Raw genomic sequence first — 25,728 nt, 5'->3', positions numbered from 1 at the left:
CCTCGTCGCCCACCTCTCCGGCTCCGCGGAACGCATCCGAACCGCCCGCGACGCCCTCGCCGCACCGGGCGCCGCCGCCCGTGGGACCCGTCCTTGAGGTGCTCTGCGACGAGCAGTCGCCCGTCGACTGGACGGCCTCGGCGGACACCCTGTGCCGGATCCGCGAGCCGGCCCTCCTGCCCCCGGCGGACGCCGCCGCGTTGGCAGGCACACCCGAGACCGCGCGGGGCGCACTGTCCGCCGCGTGCCATGCCGGAAGGGGCCGCGCCCGCTACCGGACCACCCGATGGTGGAGAAACAGGGCTCCCGACTCGAACGTCCGCGACTCGACCAGCTCCAAATCCACCCGGCGTTCGTCACGGGCGAAGTACGGCTGCCCGCCGCCGAGCAGTACCGGGAAGACCCGCACCAGGTACTCGTCGATCAAATCCAGCTCGGCCGCCTGCGTGGCGAGCGTGGCGCCGCCGATGGCGATGGAGCCCGCGGCCGGCTCGACGCGCAGCTTGGCGATCTCCTCGGCCAAACTGCCCGACGCCAGCCGGGCGTTGCCTTCCACCGTCGACAGCGTGCGGGAGAACACCACCTTGGGGACCGCTTTCCACAGCGCCGCCCACGTGAGCCGGTCGGCGTCGAGTGACGGATCCTGGTCGGCGGTCTCCCAGTACAGCATCGTCTCGTACAGCCGCCGCCCCATCAGGTGGACGCCGACATCGCGGATCTCCGCGATCGAATGCCGGAAGATCTCGTCGCTGGGCGTCGTCCACCGGAAATCGCCGTCCGGCCCGACGACATAGCCGTCGAGCGACATGGCCATCGAATAGGTCACCTTGCGCGTCGCAGACATGCGGAACCCTCCTCGGAAACACGTCCGACCTTACGGCCGCGGCACCCCCGAGACCCGCCGCGACGCGCCCCGAGACGCCCACCACGCGCCGCGGACCCGGAAGTTCGTCAGCCGTCCCCGCGCGCGGCCGCACGCCGCTGCCGCTTCGCGAGCGGGGCCTGCGAAAGGTCCTCGCACTGCGAGCGCAGGTTCTTGTAGCCGTAGCCGCGCTCGTCGAGCCACGCCCGCGCCTTCTCCTCCGCACGCTCGGCGGCCTCGAGGATGTCCTCCTCCGCCTCACCCGAGTCCGCGAACCGGAACGTGAACGCCGGACGCACCGCGATGTCGTACGACAAGTGCCCCTCCGGCGTGAACGCCGCGCGCAGAACGTCGTGGTCCGCCGCCTGCGCCTGCAACTCGGCGCGCTGCTCGGCGGTGAGGCCGTCGAAGACCCCGCGGACCATGATGCGGAACGTACGAGTGCTCATACCCCGGACCCTATGCGCCCGCGCGCCCCCGCCACCAACCGGTTTCCGCCACGCACCGCCGACCCGACCCGACCGGACGGCGCATGAGGCCGGCTGCCGTTGCCCGTGGATGTCGCCCGCGGGGAACTGACACGTCCGCGTGCCACCTCTGTGCGTTGTGCGGTCACCCCACGCCCCTGGCTGCCGGTTGGTTCCGCTGGTGCGGTGACGGCCCGGCGGCGAGTCGAGTGCGCGTGCCGGCACGCGTTCGTCGAACCCCTGGCCCGGCTGCTCACCGCCGACGGCTGGCACGGCCGCGCGTTCCCGTGCATCAACGCCGAGATCAACACCAACCTGCGCAGCCACCGGCCCGAGATCCTCGAACTCCACCGCGCCACCGCAGGCTTGGACGCCTACCAGCGTCTGTGGAGCGCGCACGACCTGTCGTCGACAGCCCCGGTCCCGGAGTCCCTGCGCGACGAACGCACCCGCGTCGGCGCGATGATGCTCCTGCACGCCCTGGCCGACCAAGCCCGCCTGTGGAGCGACACCGAACCCTCCGAAGACGACGGCGCAGCCTGCGCGGCCAACCTCACCGACATGTTCCTCGGCGCGACCCTTGCTCCCGCCACGCCCCGACCGCCCAAGCCCTCGCCGTAACCCGTCACCGCTGGCGCGGTGACCCCACCGGTTGCGGGCGTGGTCATGCTGCTGCGGCGAAGGGCGCCGCCGTAGCGGAGCCCGCACGCCGCGTCGACCCCTTCAGGTTCAGGCGCCGGAGCGCGCCGGACCCGGCACTCCGCAGGCCACGACAGCTCATGGCCGGACACCGCACAGCCCATCCCTGCCTACCGTGCTCGGTCGCGCCGACGCGGCAGGCGGGACGGATGCCCCGCACGGTCTCCCGATCGTGCCGTCGCACCAGCGCCGGGTGATTGCCACGCGACATCGGCGGTATGGCCCGGCCGTCCAGCGGGTACCGGCGGCGCAGCGGTGGACCAGAGCGGAGAGAGCGCGTGTCGGCGATGAACGAAAGCCCAGCTACCCGGGCGAGGCGGCCCAGGCGTCACCGGCCCTGGCGCGGCACCGCCTGTGCGGTGGCCCGCGCCGGGGCCGGGGCCCCGACTGTGGCCGTCCTGGTTGCGGACGGCGCCGACACGGATGCCCTCGCGGACGTGATGATCGCGATGTCCGGCCACGGGGTGGTCTGCGACGTCCTGCTGCCCGACCGTGTCCGCATCGACACCGCGGACGGGCCCGTCGACGTGGTCCGTTCGGTGCGGACGGCAGCGCCGACCGCATGCGACGCCGTCCTGGTCGCGGGCGGGCGACCCGCGGCGGACCTGCCGGCCCGCGACCAGGCGGCCGTGGCGTTCGTCGCCGAAGCCTGGTCCCGGGGCAAACCCGTCGCGGCCTTCGGAGACGGCGTCCGCCTCCTCGACACCGCGGGCGTACCGCGCACTGCCCCGCGCGTCGTGGTCCTCGACGACCAGACTGCCCACGGGGCCGCGACGATGTTCGCGGACGCCTTCGTGGCAACCCTCCTCGGATGAGCACGCGAGTCCGCGCCGGCGATCCCGCCCGCGCGCACGGCCGGGGACGAACCCGGCACTTCCCCATGTCCGTTGCAGGCGCCCCGCACCGGAGGCGCTCGGCCGGGGCGTAGGGGCGTTGCTCCTCGGCGTGGCAGGCGCTCAGCAGCAGATCAGCAGGTCGTCGGGCCGGTGGCCGGCGACCCTTCCCCTCCGGGACCCGCCAGCGGGCGCCGAACGCCCGCTCCGGTGTTGCCCGGTGCGTCTTGCGGCGGGGTGGGACGGCTGGGAGGCCCCATGACCTCGCATGTCGCAGCGGTCACGTGCAGGCGGGCGCCGGCATCACGGCGGTACAGTCGACCGCATGGACACCCCCGACCCGTACTGCGCAACGCCCGCCCGTCCCGAGCCGGGGCCGGTGGCGGCGGGGGAGCGGTTTGCCGACTGCGTCCTGTGTGGGAAGGCCACCGAGTATCCGGCCTCGCATCCCGGTGTCACGTTGTGTCCGGTGTGCGAGTGGCAGGAAGACCAGCGCGGCGCCTGCTCGGGTTGACCGGACCGGCGGTCAAAGCACGCCAGGCCGCAGGCCGCGCCGGATTCAGCGCCGGGCCTTGCCCGCGTCCGCCACCCAGAACTCGTTGCCCTCGGGATCGACCAGCGCCGTCCCCGGCTCCGCGCCAGCACCAGCGTCCGCATCCGCCAAGAGCGTTGCGCCGGATGCCACGAGTCCCCGTATCGAATCCTCGACCGGGCCGTCCGCCGCCGACAGGACCAAGCCCAGTCGGTTCGCCCCCGCCTTCGGTGCCGCCGGGGGGCCCATCACCAACGTGGGTGCGGTGTCTTCGCGGCCGGACAGGCGTACCGCCCACGCGTCGCGGACCGCGAACGTCCAACCCGTGGCTGCCGCCCAGAACGTCTCCTGGCGGTTCATGTCGGCGGCGTCCAGGCAGATCTGCGCCAACCGGCCTACGCCGCTGTCCCGGGGCGGTCCGGCGTGGGGGAGGGGAGGCCGCGGGAGGACGCAGAACTCGTTGCCTTCGGGATCGGCGAGTACGCGCCACGGCACCGCGCCTTGGCCGATGTCGGTGTGCTGCGCCCCGAGGACGATCAGCCGCGCCGCTTCGGTGTCGACGTCGCCGTCCGGGGCGTGGTCGAGGTCCAGGTGCAGCCGGTTCTTCGCGGTCTTCGGGCGCTGCGACGCGGTGAACAGCAGATCCGGAACCCCGGGCACCGCGGACCGCGCGGCGGTTCCGTCGACGTGCCATCCGAGGGCCTCGGCCCAGAATCGGGCCAGTTCCGTGGGCGCTGCGGACTCGACTCGGATTCCGACCAGTTGCGTCGCCACGCGCACCCCCTGTTTCGCACGGCCGCCCGCGGGCGGCCTGGACAGGCCACGCACCCTAGCCCGCACCCGGGGAGTCCTACCACCGCATTTCCCGTATCTTCCACCGGTTTACATAACGGGCCCTTGCTGTCTCCTGTCTGTCCACAGACAGAAAGCACGCACCAACAAGCAGGGAGCAAAGCCCGCGCCGGCGCACCCGATTCGCCGGTTCCGGGTTCCGTCGGTCCGATTCGGTGCCTGCCCGGGCGCCGGAGTCGGGGGCGGGATTGCGGGGGTCAGTAGAGCGGCAGTGTCACCCATACCGTTTTCCCGCCGTCGTCCGCGTCGGGTTCGATGCCGGCGGTGCCGCCGCATTCGTCGACGAGGGCTTTCACGATGTGCAGTCCGCGGCCGCTGTCGTCGTCGACCGGTTCGAGGAGCGCCTTCGGGCGGAAGGGGTGGCGGTCGTGGACGCCGATGCGGAGGTCGCCGAGTTCGTCGAGCCGCATGACGATGTCGATGCGGGGGGAGAGCATGCCCGCGTGCTTGACCGCGTTGGTGACGAGTTCGGAGACGATGACGCGCAGGGTGTCGGCGCGGTCGTGGTCCGGCGGGAGGCCCCATTGGGCGGCGATCTGGTGGGCGGTGCGGCGGGCGTGGGGGACCGCCGCGTACTCGGGTGGGATCTCGAAGCGGCAGGACGGCGTCGCGGGCATGGTGCGCATGTGGCGCAGCGTACCGCCGGATAGGCGACGGTGTGTGCTGTTTCGATTACTCGGTGTAGGTTCCCGGCCGTAGTGCGGGGGCTTGTTCGGGGCGCGCGTGGTGCGCCCCGTGCCCCGGCGTGCATCCGCGCGGGGACGCGCGCCGGAGCGCGAGGGTGTGCCGTGTGGTGCGGCGGGTGGTTCAGCGGCTGAGGTCGGGTGTGTGGACGCGGTCGCCGTCGAGGTGGGGCCGGACGAGGACCTTGACGTGGTCGTCGGGGTGCTTGAGCGTCTCGATGGCCGCGGCGACGCCGCCGTAGCCGACTTCGCCGGTCACGAGCGCGGCCGCGTCGACGGTGCCTTCGGCGATGCGGCGCAGGGTCGCCGGGTACTGCTCCGGCGGGTAGGTGAGGCACATCTTGACGGTGAGGTCTTTGTAGATGCCGACGACGGGGCGGAAGGAGTCCATGGTCATGCAGACGCCGATGAGCATGACGGTGGCGCCGCGCGGGACTTTGTAGAGGACGTCGTTGAACATGCCGGCTTTGCCGGAGCATTCGAAAACGGTGAGGGGCTGGCCGGGTTCGGCGGCGGTGCGCCAGGCGTCGAAGGGGTCTTGTTCGGCGGGGTCGACGACGATGTGGGCGCCGAAGAGGCGGGCGAGTTCGCGGCGGCGGGGGGAGGGTTCGGAGACGATGACGGGGGCGACGCCGCGTTCGACGAGGCCGCCGATGGCGCCGAGGCCGATGGGGCCGGAGCCGATGACGATGGCGCCGCCGCCTTTTTCGGCGCCGGAGCGGGCGACGTTGCCGAAGCCGACGGCGAGGGGTTCGGTGAGGGCGGCGACGGGTGCGGGGACGCGGTCGGGGACCTTCACGAGGGCGGCGGCCTGCATGACCATGCGTTCGCCGAAGCCGCCGGGGAATTGGTTGGAGTAGCCGATGGTGCGCAGGGTGCCGCCGGTGTCGAGGGCCCAGGGGAGGCCGACGACGACCTGGCCTTCGGTGAAGCCGTCGACGCCGGGGCCGGTGCGGATGACGCGGGCGGCGAGTTCGTGGCCGAGGACGAGGTCGGCGTCGGGGTCGAAGATGAAGGACGGGGTGTCGGAGTCGATGGAGGCCTGGAGGAATTCGGCGGTGTGCTTGTAGGCGGACAGGTCGGATCCGCAGATGCCGCAGGAGACGGTTTCGACGAGGACCTGGCCGGGGCCGGGGGTGGGCTTGGGGATGTCGTCGACGACGAAGTGGCCGTTGCGGAGGACGGCGGCGCGCATGGGTTCTCCTCGGGGGTCGTGCGGGGTTTCGGTCGGGGCCGGGGGTCCGGGTGCGGCGGGGGCGTGCGGTGCCGCACCCGGGGGCTGGTGCCGGTGTGGGGTCAGTCGTCGGTGCCGTGGTGCTGGGCGAAGGCGGCTTCGACGGCTTGGCGGAGTGCGCCGATGAATTTTCCGCTGTTGGCGTTGGCCCAGGCCATGGAGGCTTCGCGGGGGCGGTTGGCGCCGGTGAAGTGCGGGACGACGTATTCGGCGAAGAGTTCGTAGCTGCGGCGCTTGGCGGCGGGTTCGGCGATGGGGAGGTCGAGGAGCAGCAGGGTGCCGAAGCCGCCGGATTTCTCGGCCATGGCTTCGATGCGGGCGATGGCGTCGTCGGGGGTGCCGATCATGGCGACGCCGAAGGTGGGGAAGCCGTCGGTGGTCCATTGGCGGATGGCTTCGGTGGCGGTGCTGCCCCAGGGCATGGTCATGCCGGAGAGGCCTTCGATGTAGCGGACGAGGTGGAGGACGCCGTATTCGGCTTGGCGGCGGGCTTCTTCCTCGGTGTCGGCCAGGTGCATGGGGACGACGAGGCGCCAGTTGTCGCGGCTGGGGGTGTGGCCGTGGTCGGCGCTGGTTTTGGCGTAGATGTCCCAGTTGCCGGCGAGGGCTTCGAATCCGTTGGGGTCGGAGGCGGCGAGGGAGAGGAGGGAGAGTCCGTGGGTGCCGGCTTGGACGCTTCCGGAGGGGGAGACGGTGGAGGCGCAGGCGATTTCGATGCCGTGGGGCTGGTAGGGGGCGAGGTGGAGGCGGGCTTCGTCGAGGGTGAACCAGTCGGTTTTGGCGGTGACGGTTTCGCCGCGGAGGAGTGCGGCGATGGCGGCGAGGGCTTCGGCCATCATGCTGCGTTGCTTCATGGGGTCGATGCCCATCATGAAGGCGTCGGAGGCGAGTTGGCCGGGGCCTGCGCCGAGCATGATGCGGCCGCGGGACTGGTGGTCGAGTTGGACGATGCGGTCGGCGAGGACGAGGGGGTGGTGGTAGGGGAGGGAGTTGACGCCGGTGCCGAAGCGGATGCGGCGGGTTTTTTCGGCGGCGGCGGCGATGAAGAGTTCGGGGGAGGCGATGGTTTCGTAGCCGGCGCTGTGGTGTTCGCCGATCCAGGCTTCTTCGTAGCCGAGGTCGTCGAGGTGGGCGACGAGGTCGAGGTCGCGGCGTATCTGCAGGGTGGGGTTGCCGTTGATGCCGTGGTACGGGGCGATGAACGCGCCGAAGCGGGTGGGGCGTTGCGGCGTGGTGGGGTTGGGCACGGGGCGGGCCTCTCGCTCGGTGTCCGGGACGGGGCGGCGGGGCCGGTGGGGGTGTGCCGCGCGCTGGTCATTGGACGTAATCTTTGATTGATCTGTCTTATGTCCTATCGCTGGGGGCGTGGGGAATCAAGGGGCATCCGGGAGGTTGCTGACATCGCGGCGTGGATCGGGGATCATCGTCGGGCCCCGATGCCCCCGTCCCGGCCAGGAGCGCCATGACCACCGCACCGCGTACGCGTCGCCGCAGCGACGGCAGCCCCAGTGCCCGCACTCTGTTGTTGACCGTGCTCGGTGAGTACGTCGGTTTCGCGGGTCGTGACCGGGTGTGGTCGGCGGCGGTGGTGGACGCCTTGAAGGCGTGCGGGGTGGAGGAGACGGCGGCGCGGCGCGCGATCACGCGGTTGACGCACGAGGGCTGGTTGGAGACGGTGCCGGCGGGCCGGTTCACGGTGTTGGTGATGCGGCCGCGGTTGGTGCGGTTGCTGCACAGCTGGACGGCTCGGTTGCGGCGGGCGATGGAGGAGGAGCTGCCGTGGGAGGGGACGTGGCAGCAGTTGCTGTTGCGGATCCCGGCGGCGGCGCGTGCCGAGCGGACGGCCGTGGAGGAGCAGCTGGCGTTCCAGGGCTTCGGTGCGCTGGGCCAGGGGGTGTGGATCGCGGCGGACCCGGGTGGTGTGGGGGCGTTGCGGGAGTTGGTTGCCGAGCTGGGGTTGGCCGGTCATGCGACGTGGCTGACGTGCCGGGCGGGTGGTGGGGGCGCGGATGCGGCGTTGGCGGCGCAGGCGTGGGATCTGTCCGCGGTGGCGCCGCTGCATGTGGATTTCCTGGCGCGGTTCGGTGGTGCGGTGGTGCCGCCGGCCGGGGGGTGGTCGGACGAGGAGGCGTTCGTGCTGCGGACGCGTCTGGTGCATGCGTGGCGGTTGACGTTCGAGCGTGATCCGCGGTTGCCGGGTGTGCTGCTGCCGGAGGGGTGGCCGGGCCGGGAGGCGACGGCGTTGTTCGTGCGGACGTGGCGTTCGTGCCACGAGGCGGCGGACCGCTGGTGGGAGCGTTTGGACCGGGACCCGCGCGGCGCGGGTGCCGGTTTGGCGGCCCGCGCCTGACGTTCGGCGCGGCTCTCCTGGTGCGCGGCGCATCGGCGCGGCGGGAGAGGCGCAGCGGGGTGCGGTTTCCCTGGTTCGGGGTCAGGCCGTGTGGTCTTGTCGCCGGGTGCGGGCGCGGCGCCGGTGGGCGGGTGTTTCGGCGGTTGCGGTCGCGGCGACGACGGTGGCGGCGGCGGCGAGCAGTGCGGGGACGGGGACGTGCGGGGCGAGGCCGAGGAGCGCGAGGGTGGCGGCGGCGCCGGTGAGGCGGACGAGGACGGCGGTTTCGCGGGGTCCGGTGAAGGCGGCGCGGATGAGTGCGGTGGCGGTGAGGTAGAGGGCGACGCCGCCGAGGAGGCAGGCGGCTGCGGCGTTGTCGAGGTGTCCGGTGGGTTGGGCGACGGCGGTGCCGAGGGCGGAGGCGGCTACGGCGACGCCGAGTTGGGCGGGCAGGTGGCCGAAGACGTAGGTGTCGCGCAGGCGCCATTGGGTGGCGATGCCGTCGTGGGCGCCGGGGCGTTCGAGTCCGGCGTTGAAGTAGGTCCACCACAGTCCTGCGCACAGGGCGAAGGCGGCGGCGCCGGTGGTGGCGGTGGAGGCTTCGGCGCGGGTGCCGCCGACGAGGCCGGAGGTGAAGCCGAGGACGGCTTCGCCGATGACGATGATGGTGAACAGGCCGAAGCGTTCGCGTAGGTGGTCGATGTCGACGGGGGCGGCGGCGACGCGGCGGCGGGCGAGGAGGGGGAGGGCGAGTTCGCCGGCCATGGCGGCGGCCCACAGGGTGTGGCGGGCGGGTCCGGAGGGGAAGGCGAAGGCGCCGGTCCACAGGACGGCGGTGGCGGCGGATCCTGCGGTGAAGGAGCGGAGGATGGGCCGGAAGAGGGCGTCGCTGCGGGCGGCGACCGCGTAGGCGAGGGCGATGGCGGCGCGGGCGGCGAGGTAGGAGGCGACGAAGCCGATGTCGGCTCCGGTGCTGTGGCCGACGCTGCCGACGAAGATTGCGACGCCGGATACGGCGGCCATGCCGGCCATGGTGATGAGGCGGTGGGTGGTGTCGTCGGGGTCGAAGCGGTTGGCGCGGACGGCGTTGAGGACCCACAGCCACCACACGGGGACGAACAGGGCGGCGGCGCCGGCTGCGGATGCGGCGGTGGGGTGTTCGCCGACGCGGTGGGTGACTTGGCCGACGGCGGCGACGAATACGAGGTCGCAGAACAGTTCGAACCAGGTGGCGCGGCGCTCCGCGGCCGGTTTGGCGGCGGGTTCTTCGGCGGGTTCGCCGGGCGGCGGGGGTGCGGTGGTGGCGAGGTGGTCCGGCGGCGTGGCCATGCGTGTGTTTCCCCCAAGGTGTCCCGGTGGTTCCGAACGCGTGTCCGAGCCGCGGTCGGTGCGACGGGGACCCTATCGCCCTTGTGGGTGAGAGGGGGTGCGGCGCGGGGTGGGGCATGCGTTCAGGGGCTGAGGGCGAGGACGACGTAGGCGGCGAACAGTGCGATGTGGACGCCTCCGTGCAGGACGGTGGCGCGGCCGGGGACGATCGTGAGGATGCCGACGGCGACGGTCATGGCGAGGAGTGTCATGTGGCTGGCGCCGAGTCCGAGGACGAGGGGGCCGGACAGCCAGACGGAGGCGAGGGCGACGGCGGGGATGGTCAGGCCGATGCTGGCCATGGCGGAGCCGAGGGCGAGGTTGAGGCTGGTTTGGACGCGGTCGCGCAGGGCGGCGCGGACGGCGGCGATGGTTTCCGGGAGGAGGACGAGCAGGGCGATGACGACGCCGACGACCGAGGCGGGCAGTCCGGCGTCGGCGACGCCGCGTTCGATGGTCGGCGACACGCCTTTGGCCAGGCCTACCACCGAGACGAGGGCGAGGCCGAGGAGGGCGAGGCTGGTCCGGGCGGTGCGTGCGGCGGGGCGTTCGGCGTGGTCGTCGTCGACGATGTCGCCGCCGAGGGTGACGGGGAGGAAGTAGTCGCGGTGCCGGACGGTCTGGGTGGTGACGAACAGGCCGTACAGGACGACCGAGGCGATGGCGGCGAACACGAGCTGGGTGGCGGAGAACTGGGGTCCGGGCTCGCTGGTGGTGAACGTCGGCAGGACGAGGCTGAGTCCGGCGAGGGTGGCGACGGTGCCGAACGCCGCGCCGGTGCCTTCGGCGTTGAACACGGCCAGGCGGCGGCGGATGGCGCCGAGGAGGAGGCAGATCCCGACGATGCCGTTGGTGGTGATCATGACGGCGGCGAAGACGGTGTCGCGGGCGAGGGTGGCGTTCTTCTCCGCGTTGTCCGTCATGAGGGTGACGATCAGGGCGACTTCGATGACGGTGACGGCGACCGCGAGGACGAGCGAGCCGTAGGGTTCGCCGACGCGGTGCGCGACGACTTCGGCGTGGTGCACGGCGGCGAGGACGGCCGCGGTCAGGAAGAAGGCGACGATCGCGACGAGATAGCCGGGCAGGTCGCGGCCCCACGTGAACGCGAGCAGGACCAGGGCGAGCGGCGGCACCACGGCCGTCCAGCGGTCCAGGTGCAGGCGCGAGGCGACACGGCTCATTCCTGAACGGTGCCAGAGGGCCCCGGCCCGCACCCCTCGGCGACACGCGCGGTAGGCCGCACGGGGAAACACGAGGTCACCCGCACGGGGCGCAGCGGGAAGACCGGGTCGGGACCGGGTCGGGGCGTCTGGGGTCAGGCCTGGGGTGCGGGTTCCCCGGCCAGGTGCAGGACGCGGCGCATCCGGTCGTCGTCGAGGACCGCGCCGTCGGGGGCGGTGGTGGCGATCATGTCGATCAGTGCCCACAGGCGGGCGCGGGGGACGAGCATGACGTTGAGCCAGGCGCTGCGGCCGTCGCGGTGGCGGAAGCCGAGAACGAGGTTGGCGGGGCGGCCTTTGGTGGTGACGGTCGGGGCGTAGGCGGCGGCGAGGTCGGCGTAGGGGATGTCCAGGACGGTGCGGAATTTGCGTATCCGGATGCCGGCGGCGTTCGCGGTGACGTGGTGCGTGGCGGTCCACACGGCGAGAAAGGCGAAGAAGGCTGCTTCGGCCGCGATCAGCGGCCACCGTGCCCACGCGTGCAGGTCCGATCCCGGCTGCACGGCGTTGAGGAGGGGCGCGGAGGTGAGCAGCAGCATGATCCCGGCGACGCGCCAGAAGCTGGTGCGTATCCGCAGTCCGCGGATCGGGAGGACGCCGGGGCTCGGGTGGGTGCCGGGTTCGGTGCGGGTGCCGTGGGCGGCCGGGGTTCGCGGGTGGGGGAGTAACCGGTGCGCGGTGGTGTCGGTCATGAAGACTTCCTCCACGCTGGTGAACAGTTCCGGGAGGGTGCGGCGCAGTTGCAGGGCGGCCCGGGTGTCGGGGTCGGCGCGGACGGCGGCGTCGATGCGGTCGTGGGCGGCCCGGTCGTCGTACTCCCAGACGGCGACGACGCGGGCGTCGTCGGTTTGCCAGCGGCCGACCAGGCGGGCGCCGTGGCGCAGTCGGACTGGGAGGAGGTGGTCGCGGAAGAATGCGTGGAAGGCCTCCAGGTGGTCGGGGACGGCCTGGTAGGTGCGCATGCGGTAGATCACGCGCGGGAGCATCCCGCGACGGAACCGTTGGGGGGAACTCGGCGGGGGCCAAGTCCGGTCCACGACATGGCAAAACGTTCCTGGCGGCGGCGCGGCGAGGCGGTGCCGGGGGTGCGGCCGTTCGGGGGAAGCGGGTGGGTGCGGCGGGGTGGACCGTTGCGAGGGGATACCCCCTCCCCGTACCCTCGTCGTATGAAGACCTGTTCAGATGTCAGGGCGGCGGCCGCACTGCGCGCCTTGCCGACCACGCGGAGCGGCAGATGACCGCCGACGCCGCCCCCCACGACACCGACGCAGGCTGCGGCGTCCGCATCGTCGACGCCGACCGCGTCCGCACGGTGCGCGCCGCACTCCCCGACGGCACCCGCGTCGCCGACACCGCCGCGGTCTTCGCCCTCCTCGGCGACCCCGGACGCCTCAAACTCCTCGCCGCCCTCCTCGAAGGCGAAATGTGCGTGTGCGACCTCGCCGCCGCCTGCGGACAAGGCGAGTCCGCGGTCTCCCACCAACTGCGCCTGCTGCGCGCCCACCGCGTCGTCACCGCCCGCCGCGCCGGCCGCATGGCCTACTACCGCCTCGCCGACGCCCACGTACGGCTGCTGCTGGACGTCACCCTCGCCCACCTCGACCACACCGACCACACCGACCCCGACACCCCCGACACGCACCGGCCCGACCCGGCCGCACCCGCCGCCGCCCCCGGAGGAACCGCACGATGACATCCGCGCACGCCCCCGGGGCGATCCACGACCACGCGCACGGCCCGCACGACGCACCCGGCCCCGGTACCCCCGGCCGCGGCAAAAGCTCCGGACACGGCCGCGGACACGGGCATGCGCACGGCCCCGGCGGACACGACGGCCACAGCCACGGCGTCAGCGCCGACGCCGACCGCCGCTACCTCACCGCCGCACTCGTCCTCATCGGCGCCTACATGGCCGTCGAGGTCGTCATCGGCGTCATCGCCCAGTCCCTCGCCCTCATCACCGACGCCGGGCACATGCTCACCGACGCGATCTCGATCGTGCTCGCCCTCGTCGCCATGCGCCTGGCCGCCCGCCCCGCCCGCGGCCGCTGGACCTACGGCCTCAAACGCGCCGAAATCCTCTCCGCACAGGTCAACGGCATCACCCTGCTGCTCCTGGTCGTGTGGTTCACCTACGAGGCCGTCCGCCGGCTGATCTCCCCGCCGGACGTCGAAGGCGGCCTCGTCGTCGTCACCGCGCTCACCGGCATCGTCGTCAACGTCATCGCCGCCTGGCTGATCTCCCGCGCCAACCGCACCAGCCTCAACGTCGAAGGCGCCTACCAGCACATCCTCAACGACCTGTGGGCGTTCATCGCCACCGCCGTCTCCGGCATCGTCGTCCTCACCACCGGCTTCGCCCGCGCCGACGCCATCGCCTCCCTCGTCGTCGCCGCACTCATGCTCAAAGCCGGCCTCGGCCTCGTCCGCGAATCCTGGAAGATCCTCCTCGAAGCCGCCCCCGCCGGCCTCGACCCCGACGAAATCGGCGGCGAACTCGCCGCCCAACCCGGCGTCTCCGAAGTCCACGACCTGCACATCTGGACCATCACCTCCGGCTTCCCCGCCCTGTCCGCCCACGTCCTCGTCGACCAAGGCGACGACTGCCACGCCGTCCGCGGCCGTCTCGAACACCTCCTGCGCGACCACTACGGCGTCGAACACACCACCCTCCAGATCGACCACACACCCCCCGGCCTCTGGCGAATCGCCGACGCCCCCGGCACCACCACCGACACCCACTGCAGCGACCCCCACGGCGCCGTCCACCGCCCCAACCCCGCCACCACACGCAGCAGCAAGAACGGCGCAGCCCCGGCCGACACCGGCAGCGACACCGCCGGCGAACACCACGACGCACCACACGAGCAGCACGGACACCGCACACCGAGCGAACCCCAGGCCGCGACACCGGGACACAGCCACTGAAGAACCGGCACCCGGCAGACCACCGCAGACCGGGGCTTGCCGGATCATCCGATCCCGCGGGCCCCGGTCTGCCCGTGTCCGGACGGGCGCCCGTCCGACGAAGGCGGCCGATGCAGGCGCGGCGCAGCGGAGTGCGTCACGACAGGGCCGGCGTGTCATCGAGGGGTGCTTGGGGTTGAGGACCATCGGAACGAATACCGGTGCTGGGGCTTCCGGGGGTCGTGGGGGCTTTGGCCTGGGGGTTCATCGGGGGCGGAGCCTTCGGCAGTCGTCGCCTGGGCCGACCGTGTCGAGGCCCGGGATACCGGTTGCGTTGCGACGGATGAGCAGGCTGCGGGAGGATGCGCGGCGTTTCGCGGGGCGCCGTCGCATGCGGAGTGGAAGCGGGTCTTCCTCCTGCAGGAAGCGGCGCTTCACGCTCCCCGGTTCGCCACCGCCGCCCGACGGCGTGCACAAAAACACCGGAAACATCCCCGGAATAGCGGACACTCCTTGTCGGGAATTCCCGAGAGGCTGGTCCGCATGAACGACAACGCCACCACACCCGCGGCAACCCCGGTCCCCGCCGACGCCGTCCCCGCGCCCAGCCTCGCCGGGATCGCCCCCGACGTGGATCTGTCCGGCACCGTCGCGCTCGTCGCCGGGGCGACGCGCGGCGCCGGGCGCGGCATCGCCACCCGGCTCGGCGAAGCCGGAGCGACCGTGTACGTGACCGGGCGCAGCACCGCGGGCCGACGGTCGGAGGTCGACCGGCCGGAGACCATCGAGGAGACCGCCGCCCTGGTCACCGCCGCGGGCGGCCGCGGTGTCGCGGTCGTCGCCGACCACCTCGTGCCCGCGGACGTCGCCGCACTGGCCGCGCGGATCGACGCCGACCACGGGCGGCTGGACGTCCTGGTCAACAACATCTGGGGCAGTGAGCACCTGTACGACTCGAGCGCCAAGGTCTGGGAGCACGACCTCGACAAGGGCCTGCACCTGCTGCGCCTGGCCGTGGACACCCACCTGATCACCAGCCACCACCTCCTGCCGCTCGTCATCCGCCGCCCCGGCGGACTGGTCGTCGAAGTCACCGACGGCACCGCCGAATACAACGGCGACCGCTACCGCATGTCGGTGTACTACGACCTGGCCAAGGCCTCGGTGCTGCGCCTGGCGTACGCCCAGGCGCAGGAACTCGCCCCGTTCGGCGGCACCGCGGTCGCGCTGACGCCGGGCTGGCTGCGTTCGGAGGCGATGCTCGACGGTTTCGGCGTCACCGAGGACACATGGCGCGACGCGGTCGCCGTGCAGCCGCACTTCGTGATCTCCGAGTCGCCCGCCTACGTAGGCCGCGCCGTCGCCGCGCTGGCCGGCGACCCGGACCGGGCCCGCCACAACGGCGCGTCCCTGTCGAGCGGCGGGCTCGCCCGCGACTACGGCTTCACCGACCTGGACGGCAGCCGCCCCGACGCGTGGCGGTACCTCGTCGAGGTCCTGGAGCAGGGCAAGCCCGACGACACCACCGGCTACCGCTGACCACCCTGCTCCTGAACCCGAAGGCGCGCGGCGGGCGTTGCCGGAGCCCTTGTACCGGGAGGGCTCCGGGCACCGCCCGGCGTCCCGGCACAAGAAGCCGGAGAACGTCCGCCGAAACGCCGAAACGCCGAAACGTCGAACCGTCGCGACTGCCGAACCCGCCGGCCTGCTCGCCCCCGGGGACGCCCGGCGCACCCGCGGGCACGGGGCCACGGTGCCGGGGGACCGGTCAGGAGCACAGTGTCACGGCTGCGTTCGGAGCATCACGGAACGAGCCGACCGGCTAGGGTCGCTGCCGTGGACCTCCAGCAGCGCATCGGCGACCGCGCGGGTGAGTTTCTGCTCTTCGCGGTGACGCCGCCCAGGCAGACGACCACCCCCGAGCGGGCTCAGGAGATCGCCGGCATCACCCGCACGCGGCTCGACGGCCTGAAGCCCGACGGGCTCGTGCTGTACGACATCGACGACGAAAGCGACCGGAACCCGGCCGAGCGGCCGTTCCCGTTCACGCCGACGATGGACCCCGCCGAGTACCTCGCCCGGCACTTGGGAGCGCTCGACCTGCCGGTCGTGGTCTACCGGGCGGTCGGCAAGTACAACGAGAGCGACTTCCGAAGCTGGCTCGCCGCGCAGCCCGACCGGGCCCTCTCGGTCTTCGTGGGCGCGGCGTCGCGGGAGACGCCGGTCGCCACCACTCTGTCGCGCGCCCAGTCGCTGCGGGCCGGGCTCAGGCCCGACCTCCTGCTCGGCGGCGTCGCGATCCCGGAGCGACACACGCGCACGGGTACGGAGCACCTGCGTTTGCTCGCGAAGCAGGAGACCGGCTGCTCCTACTTCGTCACCCAGGTCGTTTACGACGTCAACGCCGCCAAGGACCTGGTTTCGGACTACCGCTACGAGTGCGCCGCCCGTGATCTGGCGCCCGTCCCGATCGTGTTCACGTTTTCGGTCTGCGGGTCGATGAAGACGCTGGAGTTCCTGCGATGGCTCGGCGTGGACGTGCCCCGCTGGATCCACAACGAACTCCAGCACGCCGACGACACGCTGGAGGCATCGTTCGAGCATGCGCTGGCGACCGCCCGCGAGCTGATGGCCTTCTGCCGGCGGCTCGACGTGCCGTTCGGCCTCAACGTCGAGAGCGTGTCCATCCGCCGTGAGGAGATCGAGGCGGCGGTCGACCTGGCCACCCGGCTCCGGTCCGAACTCCGCCGCTGATCGCCCGCGCGCGGCAGCGGCATCCGGAAGCGACCGGAAGAGACGAGCGAGGCGGACCTGGCCGCCGAGACCGGGCCCGGTCCGGGGCAGGTCGACCTCGCGGTGCTGCGGCTTGATTTCCCGCAGGAGCGACAGCGCACAACCGGCTAATTTGGGGCACCCCCGAAGCAGAGGAGAGCCCCGTGGGCAAGGTGGTCATGTACAGCTCGGTGTCGGTGGACGGCTTCATCGCGGACGAGCATGACCAGCCCGGACCGCTGTTCGCGTGGTTGACCAGTGGCGACGTGCCGTTGGACGAGAGCGGCGTGCTGAAGGTGTCGCGGACGTCCTACGACTACGTGCGGCCGTACTGGGACCGGATCGGCGTCACGATCGTCGGCCGGCACGTATTCGACCTGACGGACGGCTGGGACGGGAAGCCGCCGAGCGGGATCGACCACGTGGTCGTGGTGACCCACCGGCCCGAGCCCGAAGGCTGGGACCCGGCCGCGCCGTTCCACTTCGTCGACGGCGTCGAGGCAGCCGTGGCCACGGCGCAGCAGCTGGCGGGTGACCGCATCGTCGAGGTCTCCGCCGGGGACGTCGGCGGCCAGGTCCTGGCCGCTGGCCTGGTCGACGAGGTGCGCATGGACGTCGCACCCGTCGTGTTCGGGTCCGGCAAACGCTACTTCGGGTCCGTCCACGCCCGGCACCTGCTGGAGGACCCCGACGTGGTGATCCCCGGCAACGGGGTGCTCCACCTGCGCTACCGGGTACGCCGCTGACCGATCCGTCGCCCGTGGCGCCGGGCCTGCCGGGCGACTTCGGCGGGCGGGCCCGGGCGGGCCCTACGCTGAGCGCGGCACATGCGCCGCCCGGATCCCCGTGCCCTGCGCACGGGCCGGACGGCACCCCGACCGGCCCGGCGAGGAGCACCCAGCGTGACGACCGTCAGAAAGCACGTCTTCGAACTCACCCCGTGGCCCTGGCGAACCCTGGCCTGGGTGCAGGTGCCCGACGGCCTCGAGACGTTCACGATGTACGAGATCACCACGATCGAGTTCGGCTCGCCCACCCGCGTCGAGGCCACGCCCGCCGAAGAAGCGCAGTGGTACCAAGCCGCGCAGGCGTTCGAGGAGGAACTGCGCGCCGCGCAGAGCCAGGTGCGGTGGGACCACGGCGTACGCACCCGGCCCGGGTTCATGGTCGACGTCCGCACGGTCCGGCGTCGCCGCTACGACCTGGTCCCCGGCCGCCGCAAACGCTCGCGTGAAGCCTGGGCCCGCTGCGAAGCACGCATGCGTGCCGCGGAGGAGGCGTACCGGCCGATACGCGAAGAGATCGAACAGCGCATCGCCCAAACGGCGGCCACCACGGGGGAGTAACCCCGGGGGCGGCCGCCGTCGGACGTGCACCCCGCCTTGCTGCGCCGGGTCGGTGCGGTGCGGGGCCGGTGCGGGCAGGCCGACGCCGCGAACCGCTCCGCGGCGTCGGCCTGCCCGCCTGGGTGCTACTTCAGGTGCCGGGTGAAGAACGCGGCCGCGGCGTCGCCCGTGTGCTGGGGGACGCCGGTGTGCCCGCCCATGTTGGCGACCAGGGTCTTGTCCTTGGTGCCGAACGCGTCGAACAGGTCCAAGGACGCCTGCCGGTGGCCGCCTTCGTCGTCCCACTGCAGCAGGACGTGCAGCGGGATATCGACCTGCCGGGCCTCCTCGACCACGGCGCGCGGCACGAAGCTCCCCGCGAACAGCACGGCGGCCCGGATGCGTGGCTCGACCACCGCCAGCCGGGTCCCGATCGAGATGATCCCGCCGGAGTACCCGACCGGTCCGCCGATCTCGGGCAGTGCCAGGAGCGCGTCCAGTGCGGACTGCCATTCGGGGACGGCCCGGTCGACGAGCGGGAGGACGAGCCGGTCCACGAGGTCGTCGTCGACCGGCTCCCCGGCCTGCATGACACGGCGCAGGTCGGTGCGCGCCCGGTCGAGGACGTCCCAGCGGGGCCGGTCGCCGCTGCCGGGCAGTTCGATGGTGGCCGCGGCGAAGCCGTCCGCCGCCGACCGCCGGGCCCGGTCCAGCAGCCGCGGGTGCATGTGGCGCAGTCCGAGCGGGGGGAGGCCGAGCAGGATCAGCGGCGCGGGAGCGGACGGGGTTGCGGATCCGGGCGTCCACAGGATGCCGGGGATCTCGCCGAGGGTGAAGGCGCGTTCGACGAGACCGTCGTCGAAACGCTGTGCGGAAGTGAAGTCCATGGTCGTGTCCTTCGGGAGTCGCGTGGAACGGCGCTCCCGGACGACCTGACTATCGTCCGACCGTGACCCCGGAGGGGAGCACCCATGTCGATACTGCGTTCACGGGTACCACCTCCTCGTTCTCTCGCACGGCCTCCCGGAACCTAGCAGGAGCCCCGGCCGGTCCGCCAACGCAATTCCGCCGCGGCTCCCGCCCCGGTGCGTCGGGTCAGGCGCGGAGGACGACGATGCGGCCGCCGTCGCCCCCGCACACCAGCAGATCGCCCGCGTCCGTGTAGACGACCCGGTAGGTGCGGCCCGTTCCCGTGCGCAGCTGCGGGTCGGGGAGGCCGGGGAGGGGGAGTAGCGGGGTGCCGGTGTCGGGGTCGCGCAGTGCGACGACACCGCGGTCGCCGACCGTGAGGCGGGTGCCGTCGGGGGAGAACGCCCAGGCGTAGCAGGTGCCCCACCGGTCGGTGCGGTGCGGATCGGGGACCGCCCACGCCAATGCGCCGGTGTCGAGTGCCATCGCGAACGGGCCTTCGGCGAACCCCCCGTTGGCGACCAGGAACCGCTCCGTCGGGTCGAACCCGAGCACGTCCACACCGCCGCACCCGGCCGAGTCGCGACCGGCGGGGAACGGGAACGGAAACCCGTGCCGCTGCACCCGCCGGCCGGTGTCGACGTCCCACACCTCGACGTGCGCCGGGCCCAACCCGAACGCGAGCGCCAGCAGCCGCCCCGACGGCGACAGGGCACCGGCCCGGCACTCGGGCTGCCGCGCCACGTCCAGTTCCAGCACCGGAACGCCGTCGGCGTCGAGGACGCGGACCCGGTTCCCCGTATCGAAGACCAGCAGCCGCTGCCGGGCCCGGTCCCAGGACGGCTGGACACAGAACGGGTTGAAGTCCGAGGTCTGCCACTGCTCGTAGGCGGCGAGGGTGCGCGAAGCGCCGGTGGCGAGGTCCAGGAGCCGGGTCTCCCCGTTGAGCGCATAGACCACGCCCTGCCCGGCGGCATCGAAACGCACCGTGTGCAGGAACGTCTGACGCTCGCCCGCCGGTTCGGTGTGTACCAGGCGCCGGACGCCGGTTGCGACGTCGACCAGGTGGATTTCGGCTCCGTAGGCCTCCTTGAGCATCGTCGCGACCACGAGCGTGTGCCCGCCCGGGTGCACGTCGAGCACCTGCGATCCACAGCGGTTCGGCGCGGCGGCGACCAGCACCGGCTCGCCGACGGCCGCCTCGGCCGGGTCGCGGAGCATCACGAACCCGTCGCGCAGCCGCTTGTGCATCTCCTTCGCCAACGCGTAGCCGGCTTCCGTCGGCGACCCGCAGTCCTTGGCGCTGTGCCGGGGCTTGCCGGACGAACCGCTGCCGCTCTCCCTGCGCAGCGATCCGCCGTCCACCCGCAGGCGTACGTACTTGGGCTTCGGAAAGCCGTGATGCACCAGCGTGATCTCGTCCGTGTCCACGACGCGGGACGCTAGCCACGGACACCGACAAGGCCGCGGAGGACGGGACGGCTTCGAGCCGGTCCGCGGTGGAGGCGGTCCGGGCTGCCACACCCGGCAAGGCACGCAGCTTCGCGCCGCCCGCGGGCCGCTTCAGGGGCGGAAACAAGCCATCACACCAACCATGACCCTCAAGATGAGGTTGAAGGCTTCCCGGGGGTGTCCGGTGTCCGCTCGCGTGCACCTGGCGGAAGGCGAAAAGGCGTACCCGCACCCGCTCCGGGCACCGCACGAGAGCGCTCGACGCGGTCCTCCCCCGCATCGACACCCCGGACGGCGGGGAGTACGGGGCGCGGCTGCGCAACCATGGCCGCACTGGTGCTCGGCCCGCGCGGCCCCGGCGGTCTTCGTTCACGCAGCGCCGCACCTAGACTCCCCACGTGGAGCCAACGCCCGACACCCGGACCGACGACGGCCTCGCCGCGCCCCGCAACGCCGCCGACGGCAACGACCCGGTCGGTGCGGTCGGTGCGGTCGGGCGCCGCGGACATCGCGCGGGCACCGAGGCGTCCGCCCCGGTCTCGGCCGCGGAGGACGCCGCGCTCGACGCCCTCGGAGCGTTGGCCGATCCGGTGCGCCGGGCGCTGTACAGGTACGTGGCCGCCGCGTCGGAGCCCGTCGGCCGGGCCGAGGCCGCGGAAGCCGTCGGTGTGGGCCGCACCCTTGCCGCGCACCATCTGGACCGGCTCGTCGACGCGGGCTTCCTCGACGCCGAGTTCGCCCGCCCGGCCGGGCGCAGCGGGCCTGGGGCGGGACGCCCGGCGAAGGTGTACCGGCGGGCAGCGGGGGAGACCGCTGTCGCGGTGCCGCCGCGTGCCTACGACACGGCGGGCACCGTTCTGGCCGCCGCACTGGAGCGTCTGCGTGCGGATGCCACGGTCGCCGCCGTGGCCCGCGAGGAAGGCCGCGCCGTCGGGCAGGCGTTCCGTGGCACCGCGGACGATCCCCGCGATCGTCTGCTCGCCGCCTTGACCGCGCAGGGCTACCAGCCGTACGCCGACCCCGCCGCGGGCCTCGACGCGCTGCGCCTGCGCAACTGCCCCTTCCACCGCTTGGCCGACGAGTTCCCGCCGCTGGTGTGCGGCATGAACCTGGCCCTGCTCGACGGCCTCGTCGATGGCGCCGACGCGACCGCCTGGCATGCGCGCATGGATGCCGCCCCGGGCCGCTGCTGCGTCACCCTCGCCCGCACCGAACCCCCGGCCGCCGACGATGCGGACGGCGCGGACGGCACGCGCAGCGCGGACGGCGCAGCGGAAGCCGCCGATTCCGGGATCTGACACAACACCGCCCGCCGCGCTCCGGGGGTTGAGAACAAACGAAAGCCGGCGCCGAGCCTTCGTCTTGCCTGGTGGAGGGCTGACGGGACGTGCTCGGGAATGGGTGCGCAGATATCGCCCTATTGCCTGTGCCGGCCATGGGCGCGAGCTGCTGCGTCGGCCCTCGGGGGCGACCGGGGCACGGCCGGCCGTGGGCTTCGCGCACGTGGCAGTTGCCGTGGCCGCCGTCTTCAATCGCCCCGGCAGGCGAATCGGCCATGCGTGCACCGACGGTCGGGATGCCGGACGAGGCGACAAGGCGCTCACAGGCGCGTCGTGAAAGCCGAACAAATATCCAAAATGTCCGAATTGTATGTATAATCTGCGTTCGGCCCGTCGGACAATGTTTGGAATCACCCATGGCGAACGCGAGCCTCGCGCCCGCGACCATTGCAGCGAACGGCGGGCGGCGACTCGCGGACCGGCTCGACAGGCTGAGGCGTCTGTTCTCCATGGGGCCGCCTCCCCGGCCGGAATCGCGGCACCGCTCGCGCTGGACGGCCGGCGCGCGGCTGCTCGTCGTTGCGCTGGCGGCCATTGTCGTCGCGGCCCACGTCTCGTCGCCCGGCGACGCCCGGCCTCGGCCGTTCCTCATCCTCCTGCTGGTCATGGCCGCGATGTCCACCTCGCTGCCGGTGACCGCAGGCCTGGCGGTGGCCTCGCTGGGCTCGGTGACCTTCGCCGAACTCCTCACCCCTGAGCCCCTGTGGTCGGCCGGCTACCTCGTCTTCGCCCTCAGCGGCGCCTTCGTGGTCCTGGCCTTGTGCGGATTCCGGAGGCGGCAGCGCCGACGCCTCACCGCCGTGTACGACGTCGCCGAGTGCGCCCAGCTCGCGGTCAGGCGCGTCCCCGTCACCCGGATGTACGACCTGACCTTCGCCCACGTGTACCTGCCCTGCGCCGAGGCCGCGAACATCGGTGGCGACTGGTACGACATGCAGCCCTCGCCGCACGGCGTCCGCGCGGTCATCGGCGACGTTACCGGGCACGGCCTCCCGGTGGTCGCCGCCGCCACCGCGCTCCTGGGCACCTTCAGCGAAAGCGGCTACCACGAGTCCGACCTGCGGGAAGTCGGCCGGCGCCTCGACGTCCGCATGCAGCGCCAGAACCTCTGGGCGCGGCACATCAACAGCGACCCGCACAGCCGGTACTCCACCGCACTCCTCCTCGGCTTCGGCGACGGCTACGTGGACATCGCCAACTTCGGGCACGTCCCGCCGCTGCTGGTGCGCGGCGGACAGGTCCACGCCCTGGACCTCGAACCGTCCCTGCCTCTCGGCATGGGCAACATGACAGGCGAGCCGCCGGTCACCCACCGCGTCCCACTCGCCGTCGGAGACGCGCTCGTCATGGTCACCGACGGCGTCACCGAAAGCCGCGACCGCGACGGCGAGTTCTACCCGCTGGCCGACCGCCTGGGAACGCTGGCCGCCCACTGCGGCGACGCCGAGGCACTGCGCGATGGACTGCTTCGCGATCTCGCGGACTTCCGCGGCTCCGACACCTCGGACGACACCGCGGTCCTGATCGCCGAACGAACCCCGGACCGGGACCGCATCGACTACGACCCCGACACCGTGCGCCTCTACGCGAAGAACGCCCTGTGGTCCTGAAGGTCTCTCCCGGCAGGCGAACGGCGTAGGCCGCCGCCCCTTCGACAGGCCGTTGCCCCCGGAACCGCGGATCCGGCCGAGCCGGCGTCCACCTGCACCGGACGCCGACGGTGGCACCGGTGGAGCTGCCCGTTCCCGCCGCGGCAGATCTTCCCACCCGGCTCGGCCACCCGACTCAGCCGCATGGATGTCGCCGATCTTTGCCGGCAGGTCGACGGCCGACTCCCACTCCTGGCAGGCCATCTCCGCGCGGGCATCCCCGACCGTCTGCCCCTGCGCGGCGGTGACGTCGTGGGGGAGGAGGCCGGCGGCTCGGCGCAGCAGTGTGAATGCGTCATCCATGCCGGGATTGTGGCCCGGTCCGGAACCTGCCGTCGGCGCCCGGCCGTTCAGCGTCCGCCCCGCATCTTCTAAAAACAATCAGGATTGACATAGACGTGCGGGGGATGGTGCCATGACGCCATGCCGAACACGCCTGCCACCCCCGCCCCGACGACCGACGCACCCGCCCCGGCCGCGCCCGCCGCCGGCCACCACCTCGCGCAGCTCAACGTCGCACGCCTCGTCGCCCCCATCGACTCCCCGCAGCTCGCCGAGTTCGTCGCCGCGCTCCCCGAGATCAACGGACTCGCCGAAGCCGCACCCGGGTTCGTCTGGCGCCTGCTCGAAGACCCCGACGACCCCTACGCCACCGTCCCCCCGGCCGTCTTCGGCCCCGAATACCTCGTCAACCTGTCCGTGTGGCGCGACGCCGACAGCCTCTGGGACTTCGTCTACCGCAGCAACCACATGGAGCTGCTGCGCCGCCGCCGCGACTGGTTCACCGACCCCGGCCGGCACTCCCAGGTCCTGTGGTGGGTCCCGGCCGGCACCCAGCCCACCGAACACGACGCCGCCGCCCGCCTCGACCACCTGCGCACCCACGGCCCCACCCCGGAAGCCTTCACCTTCCGCACCCGCTTCCCCGCCCCCGACACCGCCGGACGCTAGCGGCCCCTCGGACGGCCCGGCCGCGGCGTCACCCGGCCCAGCGGCCCGACAGGAACGTCACCGCCACCACCGTCCCCACGGGCGCGACCACGGCGGCATCCCTCCACGCCACACGCGGGCGGCGTATCGCCCACCGGGCGAGCAGCACCCGCAGCGGCCACCGCGGCAGCGACGCGCGGGGCACGGACATGTACCCGTAGGGCGTGCCCAGCGCCCACAGCGTGAGCCCGACGTACACCGCCTCCGCCACAGCAGAACGGCCGGCAGCACCACACCGCCCGCCATCGCCGGCAGCTCGCCCCGCCACTCGACGACGTCCCCGGCCTCGACGCCCCCGCCCGCGAAACCGCGAACTGCACCATCAGCGCCACGGCCAAGAACAACCCGCTCACCCGCACCGCCGACGCCCCGGCAGCCGGCAGCCCCGCCTGCGCCACCGTCCGCGCAACGCCGCCGACCACGCCGGCAGCGCACACGCCGGCAGCGCACACGCCGGAAACGGCGCCTCGGTATACCCGGCGGCCAGGAACACCGCAGTCTGCCGGGCAGGGCGGCGGGCGCGCATCGCAGACAATCCTCTGCAGATACTCCTTTGCAGAGAACTCTCTGCAAGACTAGCCTCGCCCCATGACCTCCCCCCACCACCCCGTCGGCATCCCCTCCACCCCCGACCCCGACCGCCCGCTACGCCACCTCGATGCCCGCGGACTGCGCGCCCTCGCCCACCCCCTCCGCGTCCGCATCCTCGAACTCCTCGACCGGCACGGCCCCGCCACCTCCACCACCCTCGCCCGCCGACTCGGCGAGAACACCGGCACCGTCAGCTGGCACCTGCGCCACCTCGCCGACCACGGCTTCATCACCGAAGACCCCACCCGCGGCACCCGCCGCGAACGCTGGTGGGCCCCCACCCCCTCGCGCCTCCACCTGGAGACCGCCGACCTCGCCGACGACCCCGAAACCCGCACCGCCGCCGCCGTGTACGTCGACGCCCTGCTGCGCCGCGCCTTCGACCGCGCCGCCCGCTCCTACGCCGCCGACCCCGGCGACGCCTGGCGCCGCGCCCGCACCACCAGCGAACGCACCGACCTGGCCATGACCCCCGCCCAACTCGCCGCCCTCAACACCGAACTCGCCGACGTCGTCGCCCGCCACGCCGCCACCGCAGCCGACGCACCCGGCCCCGACACCCGCCCCGTCGCCGTCCAAATCCAGGCCTTCCCCCTGGCCCCCGACGAATCAGTCCCGAACAACCCGGACAACTCGAACAATTCGGACAGCGCAGCCCCCGACACCCCCGACGACACCTCCCCGGACCCCACCCCGTGACCACACAAACCC

The 25,728-nt window shown here is 72.7% G+C and carries 26 protein-coding genes; 14 read left to right on the top strand and 12 right to left on the bottom strand.

Annotated elements, in window-relative coordinates; all coding sequences use genetic code 11:
• Positions 1-271: 271 nt before the first annotated feature.
• Positions 272-844 carry a dihydrofolate reductase family protein gene (locus ABEA93_RS22965; protein ID WP_345677577.1) on the bottom strand — a complete coding sequence of 191 codons (573 nt, stop codon included), beginning with the start codon at positions 842-844 and terminating at the stop codon, positions 272-274.
• Between the two features lie 107 nt (positions 845-951).
• A complete protein-coding gene (locus tag ABEA93_RS22960; protein WP_345677576.1) occupies positions 952-1,311 on the bottom strand; it encodes a DUF6204 family protein in 360 nt (119 codons plus the stop codon).
• Between the two features lie 204 nt (positions 1,312-1,515).
• Here ABEA93_RS22960 and ABEA93_RS22955 point away from each other — a divergent pair, with 204 nt between their 5' ends.
• The 3 genes from ABEA93_RS22955 to ABEA93_RS22945 all read left to right on the top strand — a co-directional run bounded on the left by ABEA93_RS22955 (position 1,516) and on the right by ABEA93_RS22945 (position 3,375).
• Positions 1,516-1,950, top strand: a complete 435-nt coding sequence (locus tag ABEA93_RS22955; protein WP_345677575.1) for a hypothetical protein — start codon at positions 1,516-1,518, stop codon at positions 1,948-1,950.
• Between the two features lie 467 nt (positions 1,951-2,417).
• Positions 2,418-2,843 carry a DJ-1/PfpI family protein gene (locus ABEA93_RS22950; RefSeq protein WP_345677574.1) on the top strand — a complete coding sequence of 142 codons (426 nt, stop codon included), beginning with the start codon at positions 2,418-2,420 and terminating at the stop codon, positions 2,841-2,843.
• Between the two features lie 343 nt (positions 2,844-3,186).
• Complete coding sequence (locus tag ABEA93_RS22945; protein WP_345677573.1) at positions 3,187-3,375, top strand: hypothetical protein; 189 nt, start codon at positions 3,187-3,189, stop codon at positions 3,373-3,375.
• Positions 3,376-3,420: 45 nt separating this feature from the next.
• Here the strand turns inward: ABEA93_RS22945 and ABEA93_RS22940 are convergent, their stop codons facing one another.
• The 4 genes from ABEA93_RS22940 to ABEA93_RS22925 all read right to left on the bottom strand — a co-directional run bounded on the left by ABEA93_RS22940 (position 3,421) and on the right by ABEA93_RS22925 (position 7,409).
• Positions 3,421-4,167, bottom strand: coding sequence for a VOC family protein (locus ABEA93_RS22940; RefSeq protein WP_345677572.1), 747 nt, complete (start codon positions 4,165-4,167; stop codon positions 3,421-3,423).
• 275 nt (positions 4,168-4,442) lie between these two features.
• On the bottom strand, positions 4,443-4,871 hold the full coding sequence (locus tag ABEA93_RS22935; RefSeq protein ID WP_345677571.1) for an ATP-binding protein: 429 nt from the start codon (positions 4,869-4,871) through the stop codon (positions 4,443-4,445).
• A gap of 181 nt (positions 4,872-5,052) precedes the next feature.
• Positions 5,053-6,123 carry a zinc-binding dehydrogenase gene (locus ABEA93_RS22930; protein ID WP_345677570.1) on the bottom strand — a complete coding sequence of 357 codons (1,071 nt, stop codon included), beginning with the start codon at positions 6,121-6,123 and terminating at the stop codon, positions 5,053-5,055.
• A 101-nt stretch (positions 6,124-6,224) separates the two neighbouring features.
• Positions 6,225-7,409: an LLM class flavin-dependent oxidoreductase gene (locus ABEA93_RS22925; protein WP_345677569.1), complete on the bottom strand. Its 1,185-nt coding sequence runs from the start codon at positions 7,407-7,409 to the stop codon at positions 6,225-6,227.
• Between the two features lie 215 nt (positions 7,410-7,624).
• Between ABEA93_RS22925 and ABEA93_RS22920 the strand changes: the two genes are divergently transcribed.
• On the top strand, positions 7,625-8,512 hold the full coding sequence (locus ABEA93_RS22920; protein WP_345677568.1) for a PaaX family transcriptional regulator: 888 nt from the start codon (positions 7,625-7,627) through the stop codon (positions 8,510-8,512).
• 81 nt (positions 8,513-8,593) lie between these two features.
• On the opposite strand, the gene ABEA93_RS22915 is transcribed toward ABEA93_RS22920, so the two are convergent.
• From ABEA93_RS22915 to ABEA93_RS22905, 3 genes are all read right to left on the bottom strand, one after another.
• Positions 8,594-9,820, bottom strand: a complete 1,227-nt coding sequence (locus ABEA93_RS22915; protein WP_345677567.1) for a low temperature requirement protein A — start codon at positions 9,818-9,820, stop codon at positions 8,594-8,596.
• A gap of 122 nt (positions 9,821-9,942) precedes the next feature.
• Positions 9,943-11,043, bottom strand: coding sequence for a calcium:cation antiporter (locus ABEA93_RS22910; RefSeq protein ID WP_345677566.1), 1,101 nt, complete (start codon positions 11,041-11,043; stop codon positions 9,943-9,945).
• A gap of 134 nt (positions 11,044-11,177) precedes the next feature.
• Positions 11,178-12,056 (bottom strand): NIPSNAP family protein, encoded by an 879-nt coding sequence (locus ABEA93_RS22905; protein ID WP_345677565.1) that lies wholly within the window; start codon positions 12,054-12,056, stop codon positions 11,178-11,180.
• Between the two features lie 260 nt (positions 12,057-12,316).
• On the opposite strand from ABEA93_RS22905, the gene ABEA93_RS22900 reads away from it, so the two are divergent.
• The 6 genes from ABEA93_RS22900 (at position 12,317) to ABEA93_RS22875 (ending at position 18,107) form a co-directional block, all read left to right on the top strand.
• A complete protein-coding gene (locus ABEA93_RS22900; protein ID WP_345677564.1) occupies positions 12,317-12,775 on the top strand; it encodes an ArsR/SmtB family transcription factor in 459 nt (152 codons plus the stop codon).
• Positions 12,772-14,010, top strand: a complete 1,239-nt coding sequence (locus tag ABEA93_RS22895) for a cation diffusion facilitator family transporter (protein ID WP_345677563.1) — start codon at positions 12,772-12,774, stop codon at positions 14,008-14,010. Before ABEA93_RS22900 ends, ABEA93_RS22895 begins: the two co-directional genes overlap by 4 nt.
• Positions 14,011-14,532: 522 nt before the next feature.
• Positions 14,533-15,528 carry an SDR family oxidoreductase gene (locus tag ABEA93_RS22890; RefSeq protein WP_345677562.1) on the top strand — a complete coding sequence of 332 codons (996 nt, stop codon included), beginning with the start codon at positions 14,533-14,535 and terminating at the stop codon, positions 15,526-15,528.
• A 297-nt stretch (positions 15,529-15,825) separates the two neighbouring features.
• Positions 15,826-16,743: a methylenetetrahydrofolate reductase gene (locus ABEA93_RS22885; protein WP_345677561.1), complete on the top strand. Its 918-nt coding sequence runs from the start codon at positions 15,826-15,828 to the stop codon at positions 16,741-16,743.
• A 182-nt stretch (positions 16,744-16,925) separates the two neighbouring features.
• A complete protein-coding gene (locus tag ABEA93_RS22880) occupies positions 16,926-17,507 on the top strand; it encodes a dihydrofolate reductase family protein (RefSeq protein ID WP_345677560.1) in 582 nt (193 codons plus the stop codon).
• Positions 17,508-17,663: 156 nt separating this feature from the next.
• Entirely contained in the window at positions 17,664-18,107 is a 444-nt protein-coding gene (locus ABEA93_RS22875) for a hypothetical protein (RefSeq protein ID WP_345677558.1), read from the top strand.
• A gap of 125 nt (positions 18,108-18,232) precedes the next feature.
• On the opposite strand, the gene ABEA93_RS22870 is transcribed toward ABEA93_RS22875, so the two are convergent.
• A complete protein-coding gene (locus ABEA93_RS22870) occupies positions 18,233-18,973 on the bottom strand; it encodes a dienelactone hydrolase family protein (RefSeq protein ID WP_345677557.1) in 741 nt (246 codons plus the stop codon).
• A gap of 208 nt (positions 18,974-19,181) precedes the next feature.
• Complete coding sequence (locus tag ABEA93_RS22865) at positions 19,182-20,426, bottom strand: WD40 repeat domain-containing protein (RefSeq protein ID WP_345677556.1); 1,245 nt, start codon at positions 20,424-20,426, stop codon at positions 19,182-19,184.
• Positions 20,427-20,845: 419 nt separating this feature from the next.
• Between ABEA93_RS22865 and ABEA93_RS22860 the strand changes: the two genes are divergently transcribed.
• The 3 genes from ABEA93_RS22860 to ABEA93_RS22850 all read left to right on the top strand — a co-directional run bounded on the left by ABEA93_RS22860 (position 20,846) and on the right by ABEA93_RS22850 (position 24,387).
• Positions 20,846-21,745, top strand: a complete 900-nt coding sequence (locus tag ABEA93_RS22860; RefSeq protein WP_345677554.1) for a helix-turn-helix transcriptional regulator — start codon at positions 20,846-20,848, stop codon at positions 21,743-21,745.
• A 398-nt stretch (positions 21,746-22,143) separates the two neighbouring features.
• Positions 22,144-23,397 (top strand): PP2C family protein-serine/threonine phosphatase, encoded by a 1,254-nt coding sequence (locus ABEA93_RS22855; RefSeq protein WP_345677553.1) that lies wholly within the window; start codon positions 22,144-22,146, stop codon positions 23,395-23,397.
• Positions 23,398-23,859: 462 nt separating this feature from the next.
• Positions 23,860-24,387 (top strand): DUF3291 domain-containing protein, encoded by a 528-nt coding sequence (locus tag ABEA93_RS22850; protein WP_345677552.1) that lies wholly within the window; start codon positions 23,860-23,862, stop codon positions 24,385-24,387.
• Between the two features lie 28 nt (positions 24,388-24,415).
• Here ABEA93_RS22850 and ABEA93_RS22845 read toward each other — a convergent pair whose 3' ends face one another.
• Positions 24,416-24,637 carry a hypothetical protein gene (locus tag ABEA93_RS22845; protein WP_345677551.1) on the bottom strand — a complete coding sequence of 74 codons (222 nt, stop codon included), beginning with the start codon at positions 24,635-24,637 and terminating at the stop codon, positions 24,416-24,418.
• A 377-nt stretch (positions 24,638-25,014) separates the two neighbouring features.
• Between ABEA93_RS22845 and ABEA93_RS22840 the strand changes: the two genes are divergently transcribed.
• Positions 25,015-25,716 carry an ArsR/SmtB family transcription factor gene (locus ABEA93_RS22840; RefSeq protein WP_345677550.1) on the top strand — a complete coding sequence of 234 codons (702 nt, stop codon included), beginning with the start codon at positions 25,015-25,017 and terminating at the stop codon, positions 25,714-25,716.
• Positions 25,717-25,728 lie beyond the last annotated feature (12 nt).

The organism is Yinghuangia aomiensis (assembly GCF_039542225.1).
In the GTDB taxonomy this organism is placed as follows: Bacteria; Actinomycetota; Actinomycetes; order Streptomycetales; family Streptomycetaceae; genus Yinghuangia; species Yinghuangia aomiensis.
Note: the sequence above shows the minus strand (reverse complement) of the source record. Positions and strands in the feature narration are given on the sequence as shown.

Coding starts and splice junctions, on each gene's coding strand:
- ABEA93_RS22965 (WP_345677577.1), bottom strand. CDS start 844: ATGTCTGCGACGCGCAAGGTGACCTATTCGATGGCCATGTCGCTCGAC.
- ABEA93_RS22960 (WP_345677576.1), bottom strand. CDS start 1,311: ATGAGCACTCGTACGTTCCGCATCATGGTCCGCGGGGTCTTCGACGGC.
- ABEA93_RS22945 (WP_345677573.1), top strand. CDS start 3,187: ATGGACACCCCCGACCCGTACTGCGCAACGCCCGCCCGTCCCGAGCCG.
- ABEA93_RS22935 (WP_345677571.1), bottom strand. CDS start 4,871: ATGCGCACCATGCCCGCGACGCCGTCCTGCCGCTTCGAGATCCCACCC.
- ABEA93_RS22930 (WP_345677570.1), bottom strand. CDS start 6,123: ATGCGCGCCGCCGTCCTCCGCAACGGCCACTTCGTCGTCGACGACATC.
- ABEA93_RS22920 (WP_345677568.1), top strand. CDS start 7,625: ATGACCACCGCACCGCGTACGCGTCGCCGCAGCGACGGCAGCCCCAGT.
- ABEA93_RS22915 (WP_345677567.1), bottom strand. CDS start 9,820: ATGGCCACGCCGCCGGACCACCTCGCCACCACCGCACCCCCGCCGCCC.
- ABEA93_RS22910 (WP_345677566.1), bottom strand. CDS start 11,043: ATGAGCCGTGTCGCCTCGCGCCTGCACCTGGACCGCTGGACGGCCGTG.
- ABEA93_RS22900 (WP_345677564.1), top strand. CDS start 12,317: ATGACCGCCGACGCCGCCCCCCACGACACCGACGCAGGCTGCGGCGTC.
- ABEA93_RS22895 (WP_345677563.1), top strand. CDS start 12,772: ATGACATCCGCGCACGCCCCCGGGGCGATCCACGACCACGCGCACGGC.
- ABEA93_RS22890 (WP_345677562.1), top strand. CDS start 14,533: ATGAACGACAACGCCACCACACCCGCGGCAACCCCGGTCCCCGCCGAC.
- ABEA93_RS22870 (WP_345677557.1), bottom strand. CDS start 18,973: ATGGACTTCACTTCCGCACAGCGTTTCGACGACGGTCTCGTCGAACGC.
- ABEA93_RS22855 (WP_345677553.1), top strand. CDS start 22,144: ATGGCGAACGCGAGCCTCGCGCCCGCGACCATTGCAGCGAACGGCGGG.
- ABEA93_RS22850 (WP_345677552.1), top strand. CDS start 23,860: ATGCCGAACACGCCTGCCACCCCCGCCCCGACGACCGACGCACCCGCC.
- ABEA93_RS22840 (WP_345677550.1), top strand. CDS start 25,015: ATGACCTCCCCCCACCACCCCGTCGGCATCCCCTCCACCCCCGACCCC.